The organism is Enterococcus sp. DIV0755b (genome assembly GCF_051713765.1).
Classification (GTDB): domain Bacteria; phylum Bacillota; class Bacilli; order Lactobacillales; family Enterococcaceae; genus Enterococcus_C; species Enterococcus_C canintestini.
Window position 1 is genome coordinate 2,181,693 of sequence record NZ_JBIOQN010000001.1, and the last position, 19,556, is coordinate 2,201,248.

Annotated in this window: 16 protein-coding genes and 1 tRNA gene; 6 read left to right on the top strand and 11 right to left on the bottom strand. The window is 36.2% G+C overall.

Annotation, left to right across the window (positions count from 1 at the left end; translation table 11 throughout):
* Positions 1–88 precede the first annotated feature (88 nt).
* The 6 genes from gndA to dnaE form a co-directional block, all read right to left on the bottom strand.
* Positions 89–1,510 (bottom strand): NADP-dependent phosphogluconate dehydrogenase, encoded by a 1,422-nt coding sequence (gndA, locus tag IGI65_RS10445; RefSeq protein WP_438774180.1) that lies wholly within the window; start codon positions 1,508–1,510, stop codon positions 89–91.
* Between the two features lie 286 nt (positions 1,511–1,796).
* Positions 1,797–1,976 carry a 50S ribosomal protein L32 gene (gene rpmF / locus IGI65_RS10450; RefSeq protein ID WP_016171672.1) on the bottom strand — a complete coding sequence of 60 codons (180 nt, stop codon included), beginning with the start codon at positions 1,974–1,976 and terminating at the stop codon, positions 1,797–1,799.
* Between the two features lie 58 nt (positions 1,977–2,034).
* A complete protein-coding gene (locus IGI65_RS10455) occupies positions 2,035–2,592 on the bottom strand; it encodes a YceD family protein (protein ID WP_071864923.1) in 558 nt (185 codons plus the stop codon).
* Positions 2,593–2,732: 140 nt separating this feature from the next.
* Complete coding sequence (pyk, locus tag IGI65_RS10460; protein ID WP_071864922.1) at positions 2,733–4,517, bottom strand: pyruvate kinase; 1,785 nt, start codon at positions 4,515–4,517, stop codon at positions 2,733–2,735.
* A gap of 70 nt (positions 4,518–4,587) precedes the next feature.
* Positions 4,588–5,550 (bottom strand): 6-phosphofructokinase, encoded by a 963-nt coding sequence (gene pfkA / locus IGI65_RS10465; RefSeq protein ID WP_071864921.1) that lies wholly within the window; start codon positions 5,548–5,550, stop codon positions 4,588–4,590.
* A 158-nt stretch (positions 5,551–5,708) separates the two neighbouring features.
* Entirely contained in the window at positions 5,709–9,017 is a 3,309-nt protein-coding gene (gene dnaE, locus IGI65_RS10470) for a DNA polymerase III subunit alpha (protein WP_438774181.1), read from the bottom strand.
* A 97-nt stretch (positions 9,018–9,114) separates the two neighbouring features.
* On the opposite strand from dnaE, the gene IGI65_RS10475 reads away from it, so the two are divergent.
* The gene (locus tag IGI65_RS10475) at positions 9,115–9,294 is read left to right on the top strand and encodes a YjzD family protein (RefSeq protein WP_071864919.1); all 180 of its coding nucleotides are present in this window, start codon (positions 9,115–9,117) and stop codon (positions 9,292–9,294) included.
* Positions 9,295–9,510: 216 nt separating this feature from the next.
* Here the strand turns inward: IGI65_RS10475 and IGI65_RS10480 are convergent, their stop codons facing one another.
* The gene (locus tag IGI65_RS10480; protein ID WP_412256402.1) at positions 9,511–10,707 is read right to left on the bottom strand and encodes a multidrug efflux MFS transporter; all 1,197 of its coding nucleotides are present in this window, start codon (positions 10,705–10,707) and stop codon (positions 9,511–9,513) included.
* A 238-nt stretch (positions 10,708–10,945) separates the two neighbouring features.
* Positions 10,946–12,385 (bottom strand): NCS2 family permease, encoded by a 1,440-nt coding sequence (locus tag IGI65_RS10485; RefSeq protein WP_412256404.1) that lies wholly within the window; start codon positions 12,383–12,385, stop codon positions 10,946–10,948.
* A gap of 271 nt (positions 12,386–12,656) precedes the next feature.
* Here IGI65_RS10485 and IGI65_RS10490 point away from each other — a divergent pair, with 271 nt between their 5' ends.
* The 5 genes from IGI65_RS10490 (at position 12,657) to IGI65_RS10510 (ending at position 16,176) form a co-directional block, all read left to right on the top strand.
* Positions 12,657–13,460, top strand: a complete 804-nt coding sequence (locus IGI65_RS10490; protein WP_071864916.1) for a Cof-type HAD-IIB family hydrolase — start codon at positions 12,657–12,659, stop codon at positions 13,458–13,460.
* A gap of 125 nt (positions 13,461–13,585) precedes the next feature.
* Complete coding sequence (locus IGI65_RS10495; protein ID WP_071864915.1) at positions 13,586–13,789, top strand: PLD nuclease N-terminal domain-containing protein; 204 nt, start codon at positions 13,586–13,588, stop codon at positions 13,787–13,789.
* Positions 13,790–14,698, top strand: a complete 909-nt coding sequence (locus tag IGI65_RS10500) for an ABC transporter ATP-binding protein (RefSeq protein ID WP_412256406.1) — start codon at positions 13,790–13,792, stop codon at positions 14,696–14,698.
* Entirely contained in the window at positions 14,695–15,459 is a 765-nt protein-coding gene (locus IGI65_RS10505) for an ABC transporter permease (RefSeq protein WP_412256408.1), read from the top strand. The genes IGI65_RS10500 and IGI65_RS10505 overlap by 4 nt, the downstream gene beginning before the upstream one ends.
* Positions 15,460–15,534: 75 nt before the next feature.
* Positions 15,535–16,176: an NAD(P)H-hydrate epimerase gene (locus IGI65_RS10510; protein ID WP_412256410.1), complete on the top strand. Its 642-nt coding sequence runs from the start codon at positions 15,535–15,537 to the stop codon at positions 16,174–16,176.
* A 52-nt stretch (positions 16,177–16,228) separates the two neighbouring features.
* On the opposite strand, the gene asnB is transcribed toward IGI65_RS10510, so the two are convergent.
* From asnB to IGI65_RS10525, 3 genes are all read right to left on the bottom strand, one after another.
* Positions 16,229–18,124 (bottom strand): asparagine synthase (glutamine-hydrolyzing), encoded by a 1,896-nt coding sequence (gene asnB, locus IGI65_RS10515; protein ID WP_412256412.1) that lies wholly within the window; start codon positions 18,122–18,124, stop codon positions 16,229–16,231.
* Between the two features lie 228 nt (positions 18,125–18,352).
* Positions 18,353–18,440, bottom strand: a tRNA-Ser gene (locus IGI65_RS10520).
* Positions 18,441–18,625: 185 nt separating this feature from the next.
* The gene (locus IGI65_RS10525) at positions 18,626–19,204 is read right to left on the bottom strand and encodes a TetR/AcrR family transcriptional regulator (protein WP_071864910.1); all 579 of its coding nucleotides are present in this window, start codon (positions 19,202–19,204) and stop codon (positions 18,626–18,628) included.
* Positions 19,205–19,556 lie beyond the last annotated feature (352 nt).

Here is a 19,556-nt window from a genome sequence, read left to right on the forward strand (position 1 = left end):
TAAAAAAAGAGTAGCAATGTTTCAAAAAAACACAGCTACTCTTTCCCATCAATAAATTAGAATTCAGCAAAATTCCATTGTTTTTTACTTATTCTTCATGGTACCAACTGTAGTGATAAATGCCTTCTTTATCAGTACGTTCATACGTATGAGCACCAAAGTAATCTCGTTGTGCTTGAATCAGATTAGCAGGTAAACGTTCTGAACGATAAGAGTCAAAATAAGCAATGGCAGAAGAAAATGTTGGAACAGGAACGCCAGCTTGAACTGCCAATGCAACAACTTCCCTTACTGCTTGTTGATATTTCTTGGTAATTTCTAAGAAATAATCATCTAATAATAAGTTTTCAAGATCCGGATTTTTATCATAGGCATCTGTAATTTTTTGTAAGAAACGAGCACGGATGATACAACCTGCGCGCCAAATTTTTGCAATTTCTCCAAATGGCAAATCCCAATCATACTCTTTTGAAGCGCTACGCAATTGGGCAAAACCTTGCGCATAGCTCATGATTTTACTGAAATATAAAGCTTCTCGAATTTTTTCAATCAATTCTTTTTTATCACCATCGTATTTAAACGTAGCAGGTGCTGGCAACACTTTACTTGCAATAACACGTTCTTCTTTATATGCAGAAATATAACGCGCAAACACTGATTCTGTAATAAGAGGAAGTGGCACACCCAAATCAAGTGCGCTTTGGCTTGTCCATTTACCAGTTCCTTTATTCCCAGCTGCATCTAAAATAACGTCAACGATTGGCTTACCCGTACCAAGGTCATCTTTTCTAGTTAAAATATCAGCAGTGATCTCGATTAAGTAGCTATCAAGTTCTCCTTCATTCCATTCTTTGAAGATGTCTGCCATTTCAGCAACAGAAAGACCTAAAACATTTTTCATTAGATCATAAGATTCAGCAATCAGTTGCATATCGCCATATTCAATTCCGTTATGAACCATCTTCACATAATGTCCAGCTCCGTTTGGCCCAATGTAAGTAACACAAGGTGCACCGTCTTCTGCTTTAGCGGAAATTTGTTCTAAAATAGGTGCTACCAAATCATAAGCTTCTTTTTGCCCACCAGGCATAATTGAAGGGCCTTTTAACGCGCCTTCTTCACCACCAGATACTCCAGTGCCGATAAAATTAATTCCAGAGTTAGCTAGTTCTTCATTCCGACGAATTGTATCTTTAAAGAAAGTATTCCCGCCGTCGATTAAAATATCTCCTTTATCTAAATGCGGTAATAACTCTTTAATGGTGGCATCTGTTGGCGCACCGGCTTTTACCATTAACAAGATTCGACGTGGTTTTTCAATTGCAGCAACAAAGTCTTCAATTGTATAGGTTGCTTTAAATTTTTTATCAGGATGTTCTTTTACTACTTCTTCTGTCTTCGCAGCTGTCCGGTTAAACAATGCTACTGAATAGCCACGGCTTTCAATGTTTAGGGCTAGATTTTTCCCCATGACGGCCATACCGACAACACCAATTTGTTGTTTTGTCATTTTGAATTCCTCCTAGTAGCTTTAATCTTTTTCATTATAACGTAAAAAGTCCTGCTTTCAAAATAAAGGTGGCTGGAATTAGTAACCGAAGCTAAACTTTTGAGTATTCTTTTCTTTTTTTTATTTTGATTGCTTTTTTTAGATTATTATCTTCGCAAATTCTGCTTTTCTTCTAGAAGCATTACATTATTATCAGTTCAAGATTCGTTTAAATAAAATAAAAAACCCACAAAGCTCCATGGTTAGCTTTGTGGGTTTTAATCCTTCATTTTCTGAAAAAAATGAATTATGCTTCTTTAGTCGTTACGTCCTTGCCATCGTAGTAACCGCAGTTGGCACATACGTGGTGGCTTTTTCTTAATTCACCACAGTTTGGACATTCGTTCAAACCGTTAATAGTCAATTTGTAATGAGTACGACGTTTGTTTTTCTTAGCTTTAGATGTTTTACGAGCTGGTACTGCCATTTGTTACACCTCCTTGTTTATGAAAAGCAAGCGATATTACCTGCTATTTATTCCAATCTTACTGATCATCATCTGTTGTATCCAACAGTTCTGATAATTTAGCAAGACGAGGATCAATTTTGGGCGCGGCTGTTTCTTTTTGTTGCAGAAAATCATCTTCGGAGATCACTTCCCAATCTTGGCCAGCAGGCATTTGATTAGACTCAGCTTCCTCTTTTGTTAAAATCTGCAACGGAATCGCTAATAAAATATTATCAGCAACTGATTCATCCAAACTAATCGTCTGACCTTCTACAAGTAAGACTTCTTCATCAGAAATCAGTTCAGTCCGCATTTGAAACTGCTCAGGCGTCATAAAAACTTCGTCAACGACTAAATCCAGCGGTAATTCAACTGGCTCTAAACTTCTTGAAGAAGGAAGTGTCAACGTCGTTTTCAACGTGTAATGAACAAGATAATCACTTTTTGAGACGGTAACGAGCCCATCTACTTTAATAGGCGTGATATCTAATATTTGATTGTCCCGTTTCATCAATTCCTTTTTCAAATCCAAAGTCTCTGAAAAAGTTAACGGCGTTTCATGGTATTTGTTTAATTCCAATAAAGACCACTTCATTTTTATCACCTCTAAGCAACAAAAGCTATTATACAGGGAGTATTTTAGCTTGTCAATGAAATTTTCTTGACACCTTTTCAAAAAATAGAACGAAGTAGCCTAGACTACTTCGTTCTAGCGATTAAAGTTTTTTTGTTTTTTTAGATGGCTGTTGTTTCACCGCGATAAACAATACCACGACGAGGATCAACAGTTACTAATTCACCGTCTTGAATTGTTGTTGTAGCGTCAGTAGCACCAACGATTACAGGAATATCTTTTGCAATTCCGACAACAGCGGCATGAGAAGTTAAGCCACCTTCTTCAACGATGACAGCAGCAGCTTTTTCAAAAGCAGGCATGTAATCTTTATCAGTTGTTGGAACAACTAAGACCATTCCTTCTTTAGCGCGAGAATTAGCTTCTTCAGCTGATTTTGCAACAACTGCATTGGCTACAACTGTTCTTTCGCCAACACCTTGTGCATCTAATAATTTAGAACCAATTAATTGAATTTTCATTACGTTTGTTGTTCCGCGTTCACCAACTGGCACACCAGCAGTAATTAAAATTAATTCGCCTTCTTTAGCAAAGCCTAGTTCTACAGCTTTTTTAGCAGCTAAATCAAACATTTCGTCAGTTGTTGTTGGTTTTTCAGCAACAGTTGGGAAGACACCCCAGTTAAGCATTAAACCACGTTTTGTCCGTTCGTCAAATGTAACGGCTAAAATATCAGCATCTGGACGGTATTTAGAAATCATTTTAGCTGTATAACCAGATTCAGTTGCTGCAACAATTGTTTTAACACCTAAGTTTTTCGCAGCACGAGCAACAGATAAACCAATTGTTTCAGTTACATCTGTTTTATCAAATTCGTTAATTTGGAATGAACCTAATTCAGATAAAGCTTTTTCTGCTTCAACATCAATACGTGCCATTGTAGCAACTGCTTGAACTGGGTAGTCACCATTTGCAGATTCACCAGATAACATAGTTGCATCTGTACCATCAAAAACGGCATTGGCAACGTCAGAAGCTTCCGCACGAGTTGGACGTGGATTTTGTTGCATTGATTCTAACATTTGAGTTGCTGTAATAACTGCCTTACCGGCTGCATTACATTTTTGAATAATGCGTTTTTGCACCATTGGTACTAATTCAGGCGCAATTTCAACACCCATGTCACCACGAGCGACCATGATACCGTCTGAAACTTTGATAATTTCGTCGATATTATCAATACCTTCTTGTGATTCAATTTTAGGGAAAATTTGAACATGTGTCATGTTCTTTTCTTCTAAAATTTCACGAATTTCAAGAACGTCTTGTGCTTTACGTACAAATGAAGCGGCGATAAAGTCGATGTCATTGTCTAAACCAAAACGAATATCATCTGCATCTTTTTCAGTAATACCAGGTAAGCTAATTGAAACACCAGGAGCGTTAACACCTTTTCTTGAACCTAGCATACCAGCATTTTTTACAACCATGACTAATTCACGGTTTGCTTCGTCTTTTTCTGTGATTTCCATGTCGATTAAGCCATCATCAAATAAAATATGACCACCCACGTGAACATCATCGAATAAACCAGGGTAAGTTACGGCAATTTTTTCTTTTGTACCTTTTAATTCAGGGTCCATTGAGATACGAGTTGTATCACCAACGTTAAATTGGATATATCCCGCACGACCGAAGTCTGCTTCAGTAGTGTCTTGAACAGTAGTCCGAATTTCTGCCCCTTTTGTATCTAATAAGATACCGACATCTTTTCCAGTCTTTTTAACTGCTTCTCTAACCATATTCATCCGACCTAATTGTTCTTCATGGTCACCATGAGAGAAATTAAAACGGAAAACATTAGCTCCAGATTCGATTAATTGTGAAATAATCTCCACATTATTACTTGCTGGTCCTAATGTACTAACGATTTTAGTTTTTTTCATTACTTTAAACGCCCCTATTCCTTTATTTAAAACAACCATAGCTGTTTTATTATCTTTTAGTAGCTGTCAATTAGAATGATAACTGTTTATTTAAGTCATACAAACTTAAGTCAGGTTTATGTTTATTGCTTTCAAGCGTTTCAATAATATCAGCGGCAACAACCTTATTGTCTTCAATACCAATACATAAGCCACCTTTACCTTGTTCAAGTAATTCCACCGCATAAGCTCCGAATTTACTTGCCAAGACCCGGTCACGCGCACTTGGAGAACCCCCACGAACAACGTGTCCTAAGATAGAAACTCGGGTATGGAAATCGCCATATTCAGATAACTTATCAGCGAATTCATTTCCGCCCATAACGCCTTCTGCTAAAACGATTAAACAATGTTTTTTACCACGATCGCGTCCATCTTGAATCCGTTTTGCTACAGCTGCCATATCAAAGTCATGTTCTGGGATGATAATTTCATCAGCACCACCAGCTACACCTGACCATAATGCGATATCGCCAGCGCCACGACCCATAACTTCAATTACAAAAGTACGTACGTGAGAAGTTGCAGTATCACGAATGCGGTCGATTGATTCTAAGACTGTATTGATTGCTGTATCAAAACCAATTGTAAAATCAGTCCCAGGAATATCATTATCAATTGTCCCTGGAATACCAACAGCAGGAAAACCATGACGTGTTAACGCCATTGCGCCATGATAAGAGCCATCTCCACCAATAACGACCAAGCCTTCAATGCCGAATTTTTTCAATTGTTCAATACCTTTTAATTGTCCTTCTTGCGTAGCAAATTCTGGATAGCGGGCTGAATAAAGGAAAGTCCCACCACGTTGGATTTTATCTCCAACATCTGCAACGTCTAAACGGCGAATATCACCAGCTACTAAACCGGCATATCCATAATTGATTCCGTATACTTCAATTCCATCGAAGATTGCTTTACGGACCACCGCACGGACTGCTGCGTTCATACCAGGAGCGTCACCGCCACTGGTTAAGATTCCGATGCGTTTCATCTACATTTTCACCTCATTAAAATATTTTTAGGTTCCCCTAAATAATACCATTTTGGCATTAACCACGTTGTACATTTTACCATTAAAAAACCAAAATGTCTTGGGATACGAGCAGAAAATTGAAAAAATTGAAAACGAAAAGTAAAATTTACTGAAAGTCACTTGAAAATTACGTTATTTTCACCAAAAATATCTACCAAACTTCGCCTTACATTAGGATTATCAGCAATTTGATATTTTTCAGCCAGTATTTTTTTAGTTCTTGATTTTTCATAAAAAAGTATTATTTTACTTGCGCCAGGCGCCTGTTTAATTAAGGCATACAATTCTTTTAACTGCTTGTCTGGATCAGCTATACCAGTTAAGCGGAGATAGCAAGTCGGCGCTATTTTTAATTCTTTTATTTGTTGAGCTAAAACAATTTGATCGACAATTACCTGCATTTCTTGATTATATGTGCTAATCTCTGTTTTTCCTTCTACATAGACGACATCGTCTACTGCAAATGTTTGTCGCACATGGCGATAGACATTTGGAAAAAGGGTTAACGCTACTTCTCCGGTTGGATCATTAGCTTCTACAAAAGCCATTTGTTCCCCTTTTTTAGTCCGGATTTCCCGAATTCCTCGGACATATAAAAGAAGACGAACATTTTGTTTTGGTAATAAATCACTAATTAGTTGTACTTGTCGTTCTTTTTTTAAAAGGGGATAACTTTCTGTCGGGTGGCCAGAAACATAAACACCCAAGTACTGTTCTTCCAAATCAAGACGTTGCGTTAAAGTATAGTCACTAACTTCAGTGGGTTTTAGTGCCATAATATCTAATAAATCCATACTGCCCCCACTGTATTCGATATTTTGAATTTTACTATCTAATCCTGTTACTAATTGACGACGATTTTTTTCCAATTCATCAAAAGCTCCAATTTCAACTAAAGGTTGAATCAAATCAAGTTTTAACCATTTTGCCGGCAGACGATATAAAAAATTATCTAATGAACGAAACGGGCCATTTTCCTTGCGTTCAGCAATGATTGCCGCAATAAAATCACGTCGCGTCCCTTTAATACTACCTAGTCCAAAACGAATCGCTTCATTATTCAATAAATAAAAACTGAAACTACTAGTATTAATGGAAGGGGGTAAAATTTTAATGCCTTGTTTTTTGGCTTCTGTTAAATATTCTTTCACTTTAGTTGTATTATTACGAACCGAATGAAGGAGCGCGGCAAAAAAAGGCGCAGGATAATGAACTTTTAAATAGCCCATTTGAAAGCCGACAAAAGAATAAGCAAAAGCATGGGAGCGGTTAAAGCCGTAATCTGCAAAACGCTCAATATAATCATAGACTTTATTGGCTTTTTCCTGGCTATGACCGACCTTTACAGCCCCGTTTACAAAATGACGACGTTCTTCATCTAAAACATCTTTTTTCTTTTTACTTATAGCACGTCGTAAAATATCGGCTTGCCCTAAAGTGAAGCCAGCCATTTGAGCGGCAACTTGCATGACCTGCTCTTGATAGACCATAATGCCATAAGTATTTTGTAAAATTGGTATCAGACTGTCATCTAAATAAGTTACTTTTTCTTGACCTTTTTTACGTTTGATGAAGTGATCAATATTTTGCATCGGTCCTGGTCGATATAACGCATTAACAGCGGCAATTTCCTCAATATTCTCAGGACCTAGGCGGCGCAAGACGTTTTTGATTCCTGCTGACTCAAATTGAAAAACCCCCGCCGTATTCCCAGCCTGAAACAACTTAAGTGTAGGTTCATCTGTTAAAGGAATATCTTTTTGTGAAAGTTCTTTACCGGTAACTTTTTTAATTCCCTTTAACGTATCGTCAATAATCGACAAATTACGCAAGCCTAAAAAGTCCATCTTTAATAAACCAACTGCTTCTACATCATTCATAGTAAATTGAGTTAGTAAAATATCATTAGCACCTGCTTGTAACGGAATTAACTGTTGCAAATTCTGGTCACTAATAACCACACCAGCTGCATGGGTGGATACATGTCGCGGTAAACCTTCTAATGTTAATGCCACTTGGAAAAGCTGACGATTACGTTCATTGCGAGCGACAAGTTCTCTTAAATTACTTGATTCTTCGTAAGCTTTTTTCAAGGTTATTTTAAGTGTATTGGGTACTGCTTTACTCCAACGATTGGCCTCACTTTGTGACAAACCAAAAACGCGAGCTACATCTCGCAAAACCATTTTGGCTGCCATCGTCCCAAAAGTAGCGATTTGTGCCACTTGATAAGTCCCATATTTTTCTTTTACATAATGCAAAACTTCTTCTCTTCGATTATCAGGAATATCCAAATCAATATCAGGCATCGTAAAACGTTCTGGATTTAAAAAACGTTCAAAAAGTAAATCGTACTCAATTGGATCAACATCTGTAATAGCTAACACAAAAGCCACTAAAGACCCTGCCGCGGAACCTCTTCCGGCGCCGGTTACTATTTTATTACGATGGGCAAAATCCATTACATCCCAGACGATTAAAAAATAATCATCAAAACCCATTTGATGAATAATATTCAGCTCGTAATCAAGCCTTGCTCTATACTCTACTGTTACTTCTTTTACACGATGTTCTAGCTGTGTTTGACATAGATTGCGCAAAAAGGTAGCTGCTGTTACATCAGCTTGAATAGGGTAATGTGGTAATAATTTTTGGTGTAGTGGCAATTCAAATTGACTACAAATCGCTGCTGCTTTTTTTGTGTTTGCTAAAGCTTGCGGCTGGTTTTCTGCAAAGTAACTGGTAATCTGTTCAGACGGTAGCAGATATTCCCCACTACCTTGTTCTAATTCTGCTAAATCTTCTAGCTGAGTGCCGTTTTTCAAGTGTTCCATCACGGCAATCGCGCCTTTTTCACTAGGATCAATTGTATTTACTTCATTAATTGCAAAAGGTTCAACTTGGTGCTCCTGATAAAATGCTATTTCCATTTCACTCAGTTCTTGTCGAGGTGAAACACCATAAAAAAACTGATCTTTTGAGAAAATATTTTGTAAAAAATAGAGCCGTTCCTCAGCTTTTTTTATCTCACGTGTAATAAAGTATTGAATTTCATTACGGGGTGGTAAAATGGCATAGACGTCTGTTAAAGATTCAAAGTCAGCCAGATCCACTTGCCCTTTGATTTCTTTTTGACTACTTAGCGCAATTAATTGGTGATAGCCCGCTAGATTTTTAGCAAAGAGCAAAATTTCATTTTCTCCGTTTTGGACCGGAGAATAATAGTCTAAATGTAAACCAATTACAGCTTTTAAGCCGGCATTATGGCACGCAGTATAAAAAGAAACTGCGCCTGCTAAGACATTACGATCACATAAACCTAATGTATCGTAACCTCTTTGTTTGGCTACTTCTACTAGACGTGTAATTTCAATCGTACTTTGTAGTAAGGAATAAGCGGTCACGGTATATAATTGCGGTAACACTGTATGTCCTCCTTTTTGAAAAAACTTGAAAACTTTACATTCAAGAAAAATATGGTACACTGTATTCGAGAAACCCGCAAGAGAAGAGGTGTCTGCTATGAAATATTTGGTTACTTTGTTTTGGACGTATATCTTGGGTCAAGTCGTTGGCTACCTAGGTAGTGCTTTAAACAGCGGCACTTATGATTTTAAACTAAGCTCAATCATTTCTCTAATTGTAGGAATCATCATTATCCTCATTGCTGAAGTGGCTACGCCCAAAAAGAAACACGCATAAACAAACAGTTTTACCTTCTGGTGTAACTGACTAAAAAGATTGCAGCGATGCAATCTTTTTTTGTTCCCTCATTTTTCATCTCACAAAAAAGCTTAATGAACCTGTCCTCCCAAGTAGTCGCCTTTTTATATAAGACTTTTCCCTTGCGAAAATCATATAATCTTTTATCTACAAAAAAACTCGCTACAAAACATTGTAACGGGTTTTTTCAAAAGACTAAAGCCTTTGGTTTAAAACTTTGCGAAAATTAAATGTCGACAAGCAGATATTTAAAAATACAAAACCACTTGTGACAAAAAAGACAGCCCGATAACCCATACCATGGGCAACTGTAGAACCTACCATCGGACCGAGCACTTGACCGAAATTGGTAAACATTTGATTATAGCTATAAATTCGACTTACGCCTTCTGGTGGGGTTATTTTAGAAATTAACGTATTAATCGATGGCATTAAAGCGCCAGTTGAAAAGCCTAGAATAAAGCGTAAAGCTCCTAGTTGAAATGGTGTTTTAACAAATCCCATCGGAATAAAACAAAGAAAAGATAGCACTAGGCCAAACAGCAAGATTTTTTGATTGCCAATTTTATCTCCTAGTTTTCCTAGTGTTGGCGAAGAGATAATTGCCGACACACCTGCGATAGACACGATTAAGCCACTAACAAATAAAATATTTTCACTGCTACCACTTAACTGCCTAATATAAAGCGTTAAAATTGGACTGATACTTGTCACTCCAACTTGCAAAATTAAAGAAGTGATAAATAGACCGATTAAAACTTGAACATTTGAAATACGACTAAAGATTTGTTTGACCGACAAAAGATCAGTTTTTTGAACTGGGACAAAATCTTCTTTCACAAAGAAAATCGTCAAAATTGTCGTGATTGCCAAAACCGTCCCGGTAATAATAAAGACATTTTCCATACCAAATGCCTGTGCCAATGCGCCACCCATTGAAGGACCAATCAAATTTCCCGCTACAGCCCCCGTTGCTAGGGTTCCAAGTGCCCAACCGCTTTTTTCTCGTGGTGCTTGCGAAGCAATTAACGCTGTTGCATTGGGGATATAGCCCGATAAAATCCCAGTCATAAAACGCATGATTAACAGCCAATAAACATTTGGAACAAAAGCTAGCGACCCCATTGTAAATGTCATTCCTACTGCCGCACGAATCATCATCAAACGACGTCCTTTTCGATCGGCTAAATTTCCCCAGATAGGTGCAACAATAGCAGAAGCAAATGCGGTCACTGAAATAGCCAGCCCTGCAAAAAGCTCTACTTGATTTTTAGGTGTGCCCAATTGTTCGATGTAAAGCGGAATAAATGGCATCACCAAACTAAAACTCGCCCCGGTAAAAAAGCAACCAATCCATGAGATAAATAAATTTCGTTTCCAATCCAGCTTCATAGTCAACCCTCTTTCACTACTACTATAGCCTATTTTTTCAAAGAGGTGAATTGGAAAGCTAATGTAATTTTCAAAAAAGTAAAAATTATCCTTGTTTTATGCTCGTTATTCCACAATTAATTTCAATGTTTTAAAAATTTTATTGAAATTATCGATTGGCATAAAAATACCGTCTTTTAAAAGGTAGAATTAATCTCCTCTTTAAAAGACGGTTTATTAACTAATATGTTTAACTAATTTATGCAATAACAGCTAAAATGATAAAGTTTAAAATAAATAAAATATCGACTACCCAAAGAATTGGTGAAATTTCATTGAATTTCCCTTTAATCACCTTCACAATTGTGTAGAAGATAAATCCTGCGGCAATCCCGTAAGAAATACTGTAACAAAAGCCCATGAAAATAGCGGCAAAAAAGGCTGGAACTGCTTCTTCTAAATCGGTCCATTCAATATCTTTAAATGAAGCCATCATCATTACCCCAACTAAAATCAACGCTGGTGCAGTTGCTTGGGCGGGAACGATCGAAATTAACGGAGAAAAGAAACTACTAATAGCAAACAAACCTGCAACTACAACTGAAGTTAAACCAGTACGTCCACCAGCGCCAATACCAGCAGCAGACTCTACGTATGTCGTTGTATTAGATGTCCCAAAGATTGCGCCAATAGAAGTAGCGATTGCATCTGCAAATAACGCTTTGTCCATTTTGGTGTTAAAGCCACGACTATCTTCTAAAGCTTCTTCATCTGCCTTAGAGAAAATTCCTGTTCTACGACCAGTCCCAATAAAGGTTCCAATCGTATCAAATGTATCTGATAAGCTAAAGGCGATAATTGTCATTAGAACTTGAGGAATTTTACTTGCATCACTAAACAGTGATTGCATGCCATCTACCCCAAACGCGGCACCGAATGTGGTCTTTAACTCATTGATTGAACTTCCTAGTGAATTTGCTTTCCAATCAATTGCACTTAAATCCACAACACCCATGAAAATTCCCAGAACAGTTGTAACGACAATTCCAATTAAAATAGCCCCCCGCACATTGCGGACAACTAAAATTGTAGTTAAAACTAGCCCAATCACAGCTAATAAAACAGGTGCATTATTGAAATTAGCCAAAGCTGGCACGATGCCACCATTCATTGTAACATTGACTGCTTTGTCCCCTTCTACCACACTACTTGTGATAGTTGCTGAATCTGCACTAAAACTCAATAAGTTAGCATTTTTCAAGCCAACATACGCGACAAAAATCCCAATCCCGCCGCCAATTGCATGTTGCATACTTTCAGGAATCGCGTGAATAATCATTTTTCTAATTTTCGTAATGGTAATGAAAATGTTAATCAAACCACAAATGAAGACCATCGCTAGCGCTTGTTGCCAGGTATACCCTAGGCCAAATACTACTGTAAATGTGAAAAAGGCATTTAATCCCATCCCAGGAGCTTGCGCGTAAGGTACATTCGCAAAAAGTCCCATTACTAACGTTCCGATTACAGAAGCAATGATTGTTGCTAGAAATACCGCTTGAAATGGCATTCCTGAAGCTGATAAGATCGTTGGATTTACAAATAAAATATAACTCATCGCAAAAAAGGTAGTTAAACCTGCGACAAATTCTGTTGAAACGTTTGTGTTACTTTCTTTTAATTTAAAAAACTTTTCCATCAATTGTTCACTCCTACAAAAGAATAAGGGCATATTTCGGATTTATCATCCAACAAAGACTGATTATAATTTGGAAAAAGCCAAAAAACAACATTTCATCTTCACTCAACTGAAATATTATCATTAATGTTCGTGTTTTGCTATGAAAGCGAATCCTTTTTCTTATGCTCATTTTTTAAAGGTATCTTACTTTTAAACTAGCAATCTTGTGAAAAAAACAAAATGTGTTAAACTAAAACAGCGTATCTTTTAGACGAAAGGAGAAATAGATATGAACAAAAAATTAATTGCCATTGATTTAGATGGCACTACTTTAAATGCCCAATCTCAAATCAGCCCGAAAACAGAAGCTGTTTTAAAAAAAGCTGTCGCTAGTGGTCATATTGTCAGTATTGCGACTGGTCGTCCATTTCGTATCAGCGAAAAATTTTATCACCAATTAGCATTAAACACACCAATGGTCAATTTTAATGGTGCTTTAGTTCACGTACCTTATACAAAATGGGCTTCTGAATCGGAAACACTTTTTAGTCGTGATATTGTCTTTGAAATTTTAAAACAAAAAAATGATTTACAATTGGATTTTGTGGCAGCGGAAAATCGTGATACTTTTTACGTTGATCGCCTAGATTTTGGTAGTGAATATCTTTTTGATAATCAAAAACCAACCAATGATAATCTACTCCAAAATTTAAAAACAAACCCCACTTCGATGTTAATTCAAACCAAAACCGAGTTAGCCGAAACTGTTTCAGATACACTAAAAGCTCAGTTTTCTGACTATATCGATGTTAGAACTTGGGGTGGTCCCAATGCAATTTTAGAAATTGTGGCAAAAGGCATTCAAAAAGCCCGTGGGGTAGAAATTATCGCGGACTCTTTTGCGATTGATCGTAAAAATATTATTGCCTTTGGTGATGAACACAATGATCTTGAGATGCTAGATTACGCCGGCTGGGGCGTAGCTATGAAAAATGCCAGCCCCGAAGCAAAAGCTATTAGTAATGACATCACTTCTAAAACAAATGATGAAGATGGATTAGCTGATTATTTAGAAAAATATTTAGCCATCTAAATTAAGATTTATCGGCCTTGAAACTCTCTTATTGAGAATTTCAAGGCTTTTTTTGTGTTTTTGTATACTTTGTATTATAATTATTAATACAAAAAAGTTTCACTATAAGACAAGGAGTGATTGCTATGCAATTAAACATTCAAGAATATATTCCAATCTTAATTCCCCTCATTATTTTACAAATCGGACTTGCAATTTACGCTGTCGTCGATGTATTCAAACATCCTCATTATAAATTTGGCAACCGTGTGTTTTGGGTTATCATCTGTGCTTTTATTTCTTTTTTAGGCCCAATTATTTATTTTGCTTTTGGTAAAGGAGAAGATTAAATGGAATCTATGATTGTCATTCAGAATCTAAAAAAACAAATTGGTCAACGTCTTATTTTAGATGATTTATCTTTAACTATCCCCTCAGGAAGTATTTATGGCTTTGTGGGAGAAAATGGCGCAGGTAAAACTACCACGATGAAAATTATTTTAGGGCTTTTAGCCGCTGATAGTGGTACAGTTACTATCGCAGGTCAGACCGTAAAATACGGAGATAGCAAAACCAATCAAAACATTGGTTATCTACCGGATGTTCCGGCTTTTTACAACTATCTGTCTGCTAAAGAATACTTAGCTTTATGCGGAAAGGTTAGCGGCCTAACAAAAAACGTAATAGCCGCTAAAATCCCCACATTACTTTCAAAAGTTGGTCTAAACAATACTTCACAAAAAATAGGTGGTTTTTCACGCGGAATGAAACAACGTTTAGGTTTAGCACAAGCACTTTTAAACGATCCAAAATTACTAATTTGTGATGAACCCACTTCAGCATTAGATCCTATTGGACGCAAAGAAGTATTAACTATCTTAAAAAATCTAAAAAACGAAACAACTGTTTTGTTTTCTACTCATATTTTGCATGATGTTGAATCTATCTGTGATCATATTGCTATTTTAAATGAGGGTAAAATTCAATTAGAAGGAGCACTAAAAAATATTAAAGCTGAACATAACAAGTACTATGAACTGCAATTTAAAGACACAGCTGACAGATCTTATTTCCTAAAACATACTGCTTTTGATGGGCAAAAAAAAGATAGTCTAACGCTACTTCTCCCAGTTTTAAATCAGGAAGATTCTGGATTGGCAATTGTCGAAACTCTTGCTAGGCTAAAAGTTGTACCTCGCAAACTAAAATTAGTCGAACCCACATTAGAAGATATCTTTTTAAAGGTGGTGGCAAAATGAAACAAATCAAGCTTTTTTTCATAAAAGAATGCTTCGCTAATTGGCGTACTAAAAAAATCCCCATCTTATTGATTATTGCAGTAGCTGTTGGAATCTTATCCCCTTTTCTAGCGAAAATTATGCCTGATATAATGTCTTCTTTATTACCAGCTGACCTACCCGTTTCTTTACCAACTCCAACATCAATAGATAGTTGGACACAATATTATAAGAATTTATCACAATTTGTTTTATTGGCTATCGCATTATTGGCAGTTGGTACGATTAGTAATGAAGTAGAAAAAGGCACGCTATTACCTTTTATTACTAAAGGACTCTCTCGCAACGTCTTTGTTATTAGTAAAGCACTCTATTTAGTTTTTATTTGGTCTGTAACCTTGATCAGTTCCTTTTTAGTTAATGTTGCTTATACTACCTATTATTTTAATGATAATAAAAGTCCTCATTTATTATTCCCGCTTTTTGCTTTTTGGCTCTACGGAACAATTTTTTTAGCAGCTACGATTTTGTCATCAACACTAGCTAAAAGCACTGGGCAAAGCCTTTTGATTCTGGCTAGTTTTTATTTAATCAGTAGCTTTAGTGGTATATTAAAGAAAATCGCATATTATAATCCTTTTATTTTAGGAAGCAATTCGCTGAATTGGTTAACAGGTAAAACAGAATTTTATCATTATTGGCCTGCGGTCTGGATTGCAGTTTTGCTTATCATATTATTATTGACTCTAAGTCTTTTGATTTTCCGCAAACGTCCCCTTTAGGATTTTTGGCAAAAAGTTAGACTTCCGCTACAATAAAAATAAAGCAATCCAAAAACAAAAGCAGGAGGCGTGACCATGACACAATTAGTGAATGCAAAGCAAATGAAAGCATGTGATCAGTATACAATTGACACAATTGGTATTCCGAGTATGGTTTTAATGGAAAGAGCAGCATTAGCAGTTTTTAATGAACTGATGGAAAAAGAAAAATACGACCTTTCACAAGTTTTAATCGTCTGTGGAAGTGGGAATAATGGCGGCGATGGATTAGCTATTGCTAGACTCCTTCATTTAGCTGGCAAAAATGTTACTGTCTATTTTGTCGGAAACTTAACTCATCGTACAACTGAATGCCAACAACAATACGCTATTTGCGACTATTATAAGATTCCTATTTTGCATCATTTGGAAACATTTTTGGGTTTTACTTTAATCATCGATAGTTTTTTAGGCATTGGGGCTAATGGAGAGTTAAACGAAACTGCTAAAAATGTTATTGACCAAATAAATCATAGCCAACTACCTATTCTGGCTGTTGATGTGCCTTCTGGAATTGATGCTTCAACAGGCACTTCATTAGGAAAGTTTGTTCATGCTGACACTACGGTTACTTTTCAATTTAAAAAGACCGGCTTCACCATTTCACCTGGACTTGAAGCCTGTGGCAACTTGCAAATCGTTGATGTAGGTATTAGCGGTGACGCCTTAAAACTATAAAAAAAGCCAAACGCTCAACTGCTAGACAACAGCGAGCGTTTGGCTTTTTTTATTATAATGTTTCGTAGGTAATAGCTTCTGCTTTTGGAATTTCTTTATCGATAAAGTAAACTTTATACCAAGTCAAGAAAGTAAAGATTGTCCAAATTTTACGTTGCACTTCTGCTTTACCTTCGTGGTGATCATTTAATAATTTCATGATTTTATCTTGATCGAAGAATTGTTTGGCAAAATCTGCCATAAATAACGCTTTTACTTCTTCATAACCATGATCTTCTTTTAACCAAGCTTTAATCGGCACTGGGAAACCTAATTTTTCCCGATTTGCCCATTCTTCTGGTAAATGACGGTTCGCCGCTTGACGGAAAACATCTTTTGTATTGTTTTGATTCATCACATATTTTGCTGGAATTCGTTGTGCTAATTTCATCACTTCAATATCTAGTAGTGGCACCCGTAATTCAAGTGAACTTGCCATAGATAATTTGTCGGCTTTTAACAAAATGTCTTTTGGCATCCATTGATGCACATCGACATACTGCATTTTGTTAACTTCACTTTCAATACCTTCTGTTTGATCAAAATGAGGATTCATAATTTCTTTAACAGAAGGGGCATTTTGAAATTCAGGTTTTAAATAACTTGCAGCTTCTTGTTCATCAAAAACTTTCGCATGACCAATAAAGAAGTCACGGGCAGGAGCAGTCGCTTCATATAAATGAATTCGACCATGGAAATTTTTCATGTGGCCAAATTTACGGCCAATGGAATAACGCATGCCTTTTGGTAATTTTTTCAACCCTTGAGCAAAAACACGCACCATTTTTGAGTTGGTATGGAAACCATAAGTTTGGTAACCGGCAAATAACTCATCGGCACCTTCACCAGATTGTACTACCCGCACAGATTGTGATGCCAAATTTGCTAAGAAGTAAAGTGGCACACAAGAAGGATTAGAATCCGGTTCATCCAAATGATATTGAATAAGCGGAAAAGCCTTAAAAGACATGTCCCCATCAATTACTGCGGCAGTATTATTTAAATCGAGCATTTTCGTTAATTTACGAGCTTCAATGGCTTCATTATACGTCTTATCATCAAACCCAATTGAAAAAGAATGATCTGGACGCAAGACAGAAGTTACATAACTTGAGTCCACACCGCTGGATAAAAAGGCACCCACTTCAACATCAGCGATTCGATGTGCTGCAATAGAAGCTTCAACACTTTTATCAATTTCATCGACCCATTCTTCACGAGAATGATCATCTTTTTTAGTAAAGTCAGCATCCCAGTATTCTTTAATGGTAAGTTTGCCGTCTTTATAAGTATAATAATGACCTTCTGGTAAGCGATACACATTTTTAAAGAATGTTTCTCCATTTAAAGGAGAATATTGAAAAGTCATGTACGGTTTTAACGCTGCTGTATTTAGTTCTTTATTGAAATCTGGATGTGGTAAAAAGCTCTTGATTTCTGAACCAAACATAAACGTACCGTTCATTTCTGCATAATAGTAAGGTTTAATCCCAAAATGATCGCGGGCACCAAATAATTCTTGTTTTTCAATATCCCAAATGGCAAAGGCAAACATCCCCCGCACTTTTTGTAAAAGTTCAGCACCCCATTCTTCATAACCATGCAATAATACTTCTGTATCAGCATGAGTAGAAAAAACGTGGCCAGCTGCAATAAGTTGTTCTCTTAATGGTTGAAAATTGTAAATTTCGCCATTAAAAATAATAACTTTACTACGATCTTCATTATAAATAGGCTGAGAACCGCCTTCTAAGTCAATAATTGACAGACGACGAAAGCCTAATGCTACATTTTTATCTGTATATTTACCAGAACTATTAGGACCACGGTGGACGATGCGATCCATCATATCTTCAATAATTTCTTGTTTTTGGTCCTTGCTATTCACAAAACCGACAATGCCACACATATTTTCACGTCCTATTATTAAAATTTCATTTTTACAAACCAGGAATTATCATACCATAAAATTAAAAATCCTACGATAGAATTTGCCAAATGACCTTTTTTACAAAATTGTTTTTTACTTTCTCTTAATAATTTCTCTCAACTTTATAAAAGGCGTTAACAGAAGAGTCAACTTAAAAAGGCTGCTTGATAAAAATCAAGCAGCCTAAAAGTTGTACTAAGTACGATAAGGAGAGTACGGGATTTGAACCCGTGCACCGGCGTAAACCGGCTCGCTGGATTTCGAGTCCAGTGCATTACCACTCTGCCAACTCTCCAAGTTCTCACTTCTTTTATTTTCGCTAAATTTGAAAAAAAGTCAATTAAGAAATACCTGCCAAAAAACGCGTACTAACCCTAAAGAAAAAATCACCTATCATAAAAATGCAGCTGGCAATCTAGACCAGGTGATTTTAGCACTTTAGCAATTAACACGCGCACTTATACGCCAAGTTGCTTTTTATTAATCTTCCGGATTAAAAATCTTTTCTGGTTCATCCATTTTCAAAATGCCATCTACAGCAGATTGAATAAGTTCTGCAATTTGCTCTTGTGATGGATGGATAATACCTGAAGACATCAAAGAAGCAATCCCTGTTACGGTAATCCAAGTACCGTCATGTAACGCTTTAATGTATTCATCTGATAAGTCAGCGTATTCAGGGCAATTTGACACCATATTTTTAAAGTACTCATAAGAAAACTCATGCATCATCTTACCGCCACCGTACTCGTCTACGAATAAGGCAACATATAAATTGCGGTTTTCTTGGGCAAAGTTAATATAATTTAAACCCAAATCAACAATTTGATTGCCAGTATGTTCAATCGGAAATACATTTTCTTGTAGATCCCGCATCACGGTTTCAACTAACGTATTTTTTAAATCTTGCATGTTTTTAAACTCTAAGTAAATTGGCTGGGTTGAAATTCCCATTTTTTTAGCAATATTACGGGCTGTAAACTTACTAAAACCATCTTTTGAAATAACTTCATAAGCAGCTTTCAAAATCTGATCTTTTGTATAAACTTTACGACGCATAAAAAAGTCACCTCTCCTTTATAATAACATTTATCATTCATACGTTTATTGTAAACAAAAATAGATTTTTTGGGAAATGATATACCTCAAAACTAGTTATCTATCTTAAAGAAAAAAATTCGTACGATAACGAGGGATGATAAATTAATCAATAGTTTTCAATAAATATATGACATAAAATATCTTAAAAAGATACTAAGGCATTTCACAAGCTATTACAACCGTTATTTTTATTAAATCTATATTAATTTATTTTAAGCAATAAAGAAATTTCCTTAATTTTCTGACATTTATTTCGATTCGTTTTTTGAACACAGCAAATATTTTTATCCTGCTAAAAATTAAAAGCAAT

What these genes read in the sequence shown, in the direction of transcription:
- IGI65_RS10495 (WP_071864915.1), top strand. Translation starts at nt 13,586, where the DNA reads ATGCAATTAAACATTCAAGAATATATTCCAATCTTAATTCCCCTCATT.
- IGI65_RS10505 (WP_412256408.1), top strand. Translation starts at nt 14,695, where the DNA reads ATGAAACAAATCAAGCTTTTTTTCATAAAAGAATGCTTCGCTAATTGG.
- IGI65_RS10525 (WP_071864910.1), bottom strand. Translation starts at nt 19,204, where the DNA reads ATGCGTCGTAAAGTTTATACAAAAGATCAGATTTTGAAAGCTGCTTAT.
- pyk (WP_071864922.1), bottom strand. Translation starts at nt 4,517, where the DNA reads ATGAAAAAAACTAAAATCGTTAGTACATTAGGACCAGCAAGTAATAAT.
- IGI65_RS10490 (WP_071864916.1), top strand. Translation starts at nt 12,657, where the DNA reads ATGAACAAAAAATTAATTGCCATTGATTTAGATGGCACTACTTTAAAT.
- IGI65_RS10500 (WP_412256406.1), top strand. Translation starts at nt 13,790, where the DNA reads ATGGAATCTATGATTGTCATTCAGAATCTAAAAAAACAAATTGGTCAA.
- gndA (WP_438774180.1), bottom strand. Translation starts at nt 1,510, where the DNA reads ATGACAAAACAACAAATTGGTGTTGTCGGTATGGCCGTCATGGGGAAA.
- IGI65_RS10455 (WP_071864923.1), bottom strand. Translation starts at nt 2,592, where the DNA reads ATGAAGTGGTCTTTATTGGAATTAAACAAATACCATGAAACGCCGTTA.
- IGI65_RS10480 (WP_412256402.1), bottom strand. Translation starts at nt 10,707, where the DNA reads ATGAAGCTGGATTGGAAACGAAATTTATTTATCTCATGGATTGGTTGC.
- asnB (WP_412256412.1), bottom strand. Translation starts at nt 18,124, where the DNA reads ATGTGTGGCATTGTCGGTTTTGTGAATAGCAAGGACCAAAAACAAGAA.
- IGI65_RS10510 (WP_412256410.1), top strand. Translation starts at nt 15,535, where the DNA reads ATGACACAATTAGTGAATGCAAAGCAAATGAAAGCATGTGATCAGTAT.
- IGI65_RS10485 (WP_412256404.1), bottom strand. Translation starts at nt 12,385, where the DNA reads ATGGAAAAGTTTTTTAAATTAAAAGAAAGTAACACAAACGTTTCAACA.
- rpmF (WP_016171672.1), bottom strand. Translation starts at nt 1,976, where the DNA reads ATGGCAGTACCAGCTCGTAAAACATCTAAAGCTAAGAAAAACAAACGT.
- IGI65_RS10475 (WP_071864919.1), top strand. Translation starts at nt 9,115, where the DNA reads ATGAAATATTTGGTTACTTTGTTTTGGACGTATATCTTGGGTCAAGTC.
- pfkA (WP_071864921.1), bottom strand. Translation starts at nt 5,550, where the DNA reads ATGAAACGCATCGGAATCTTAACCAGTGGCGGTGACGCTCCTGGTATG.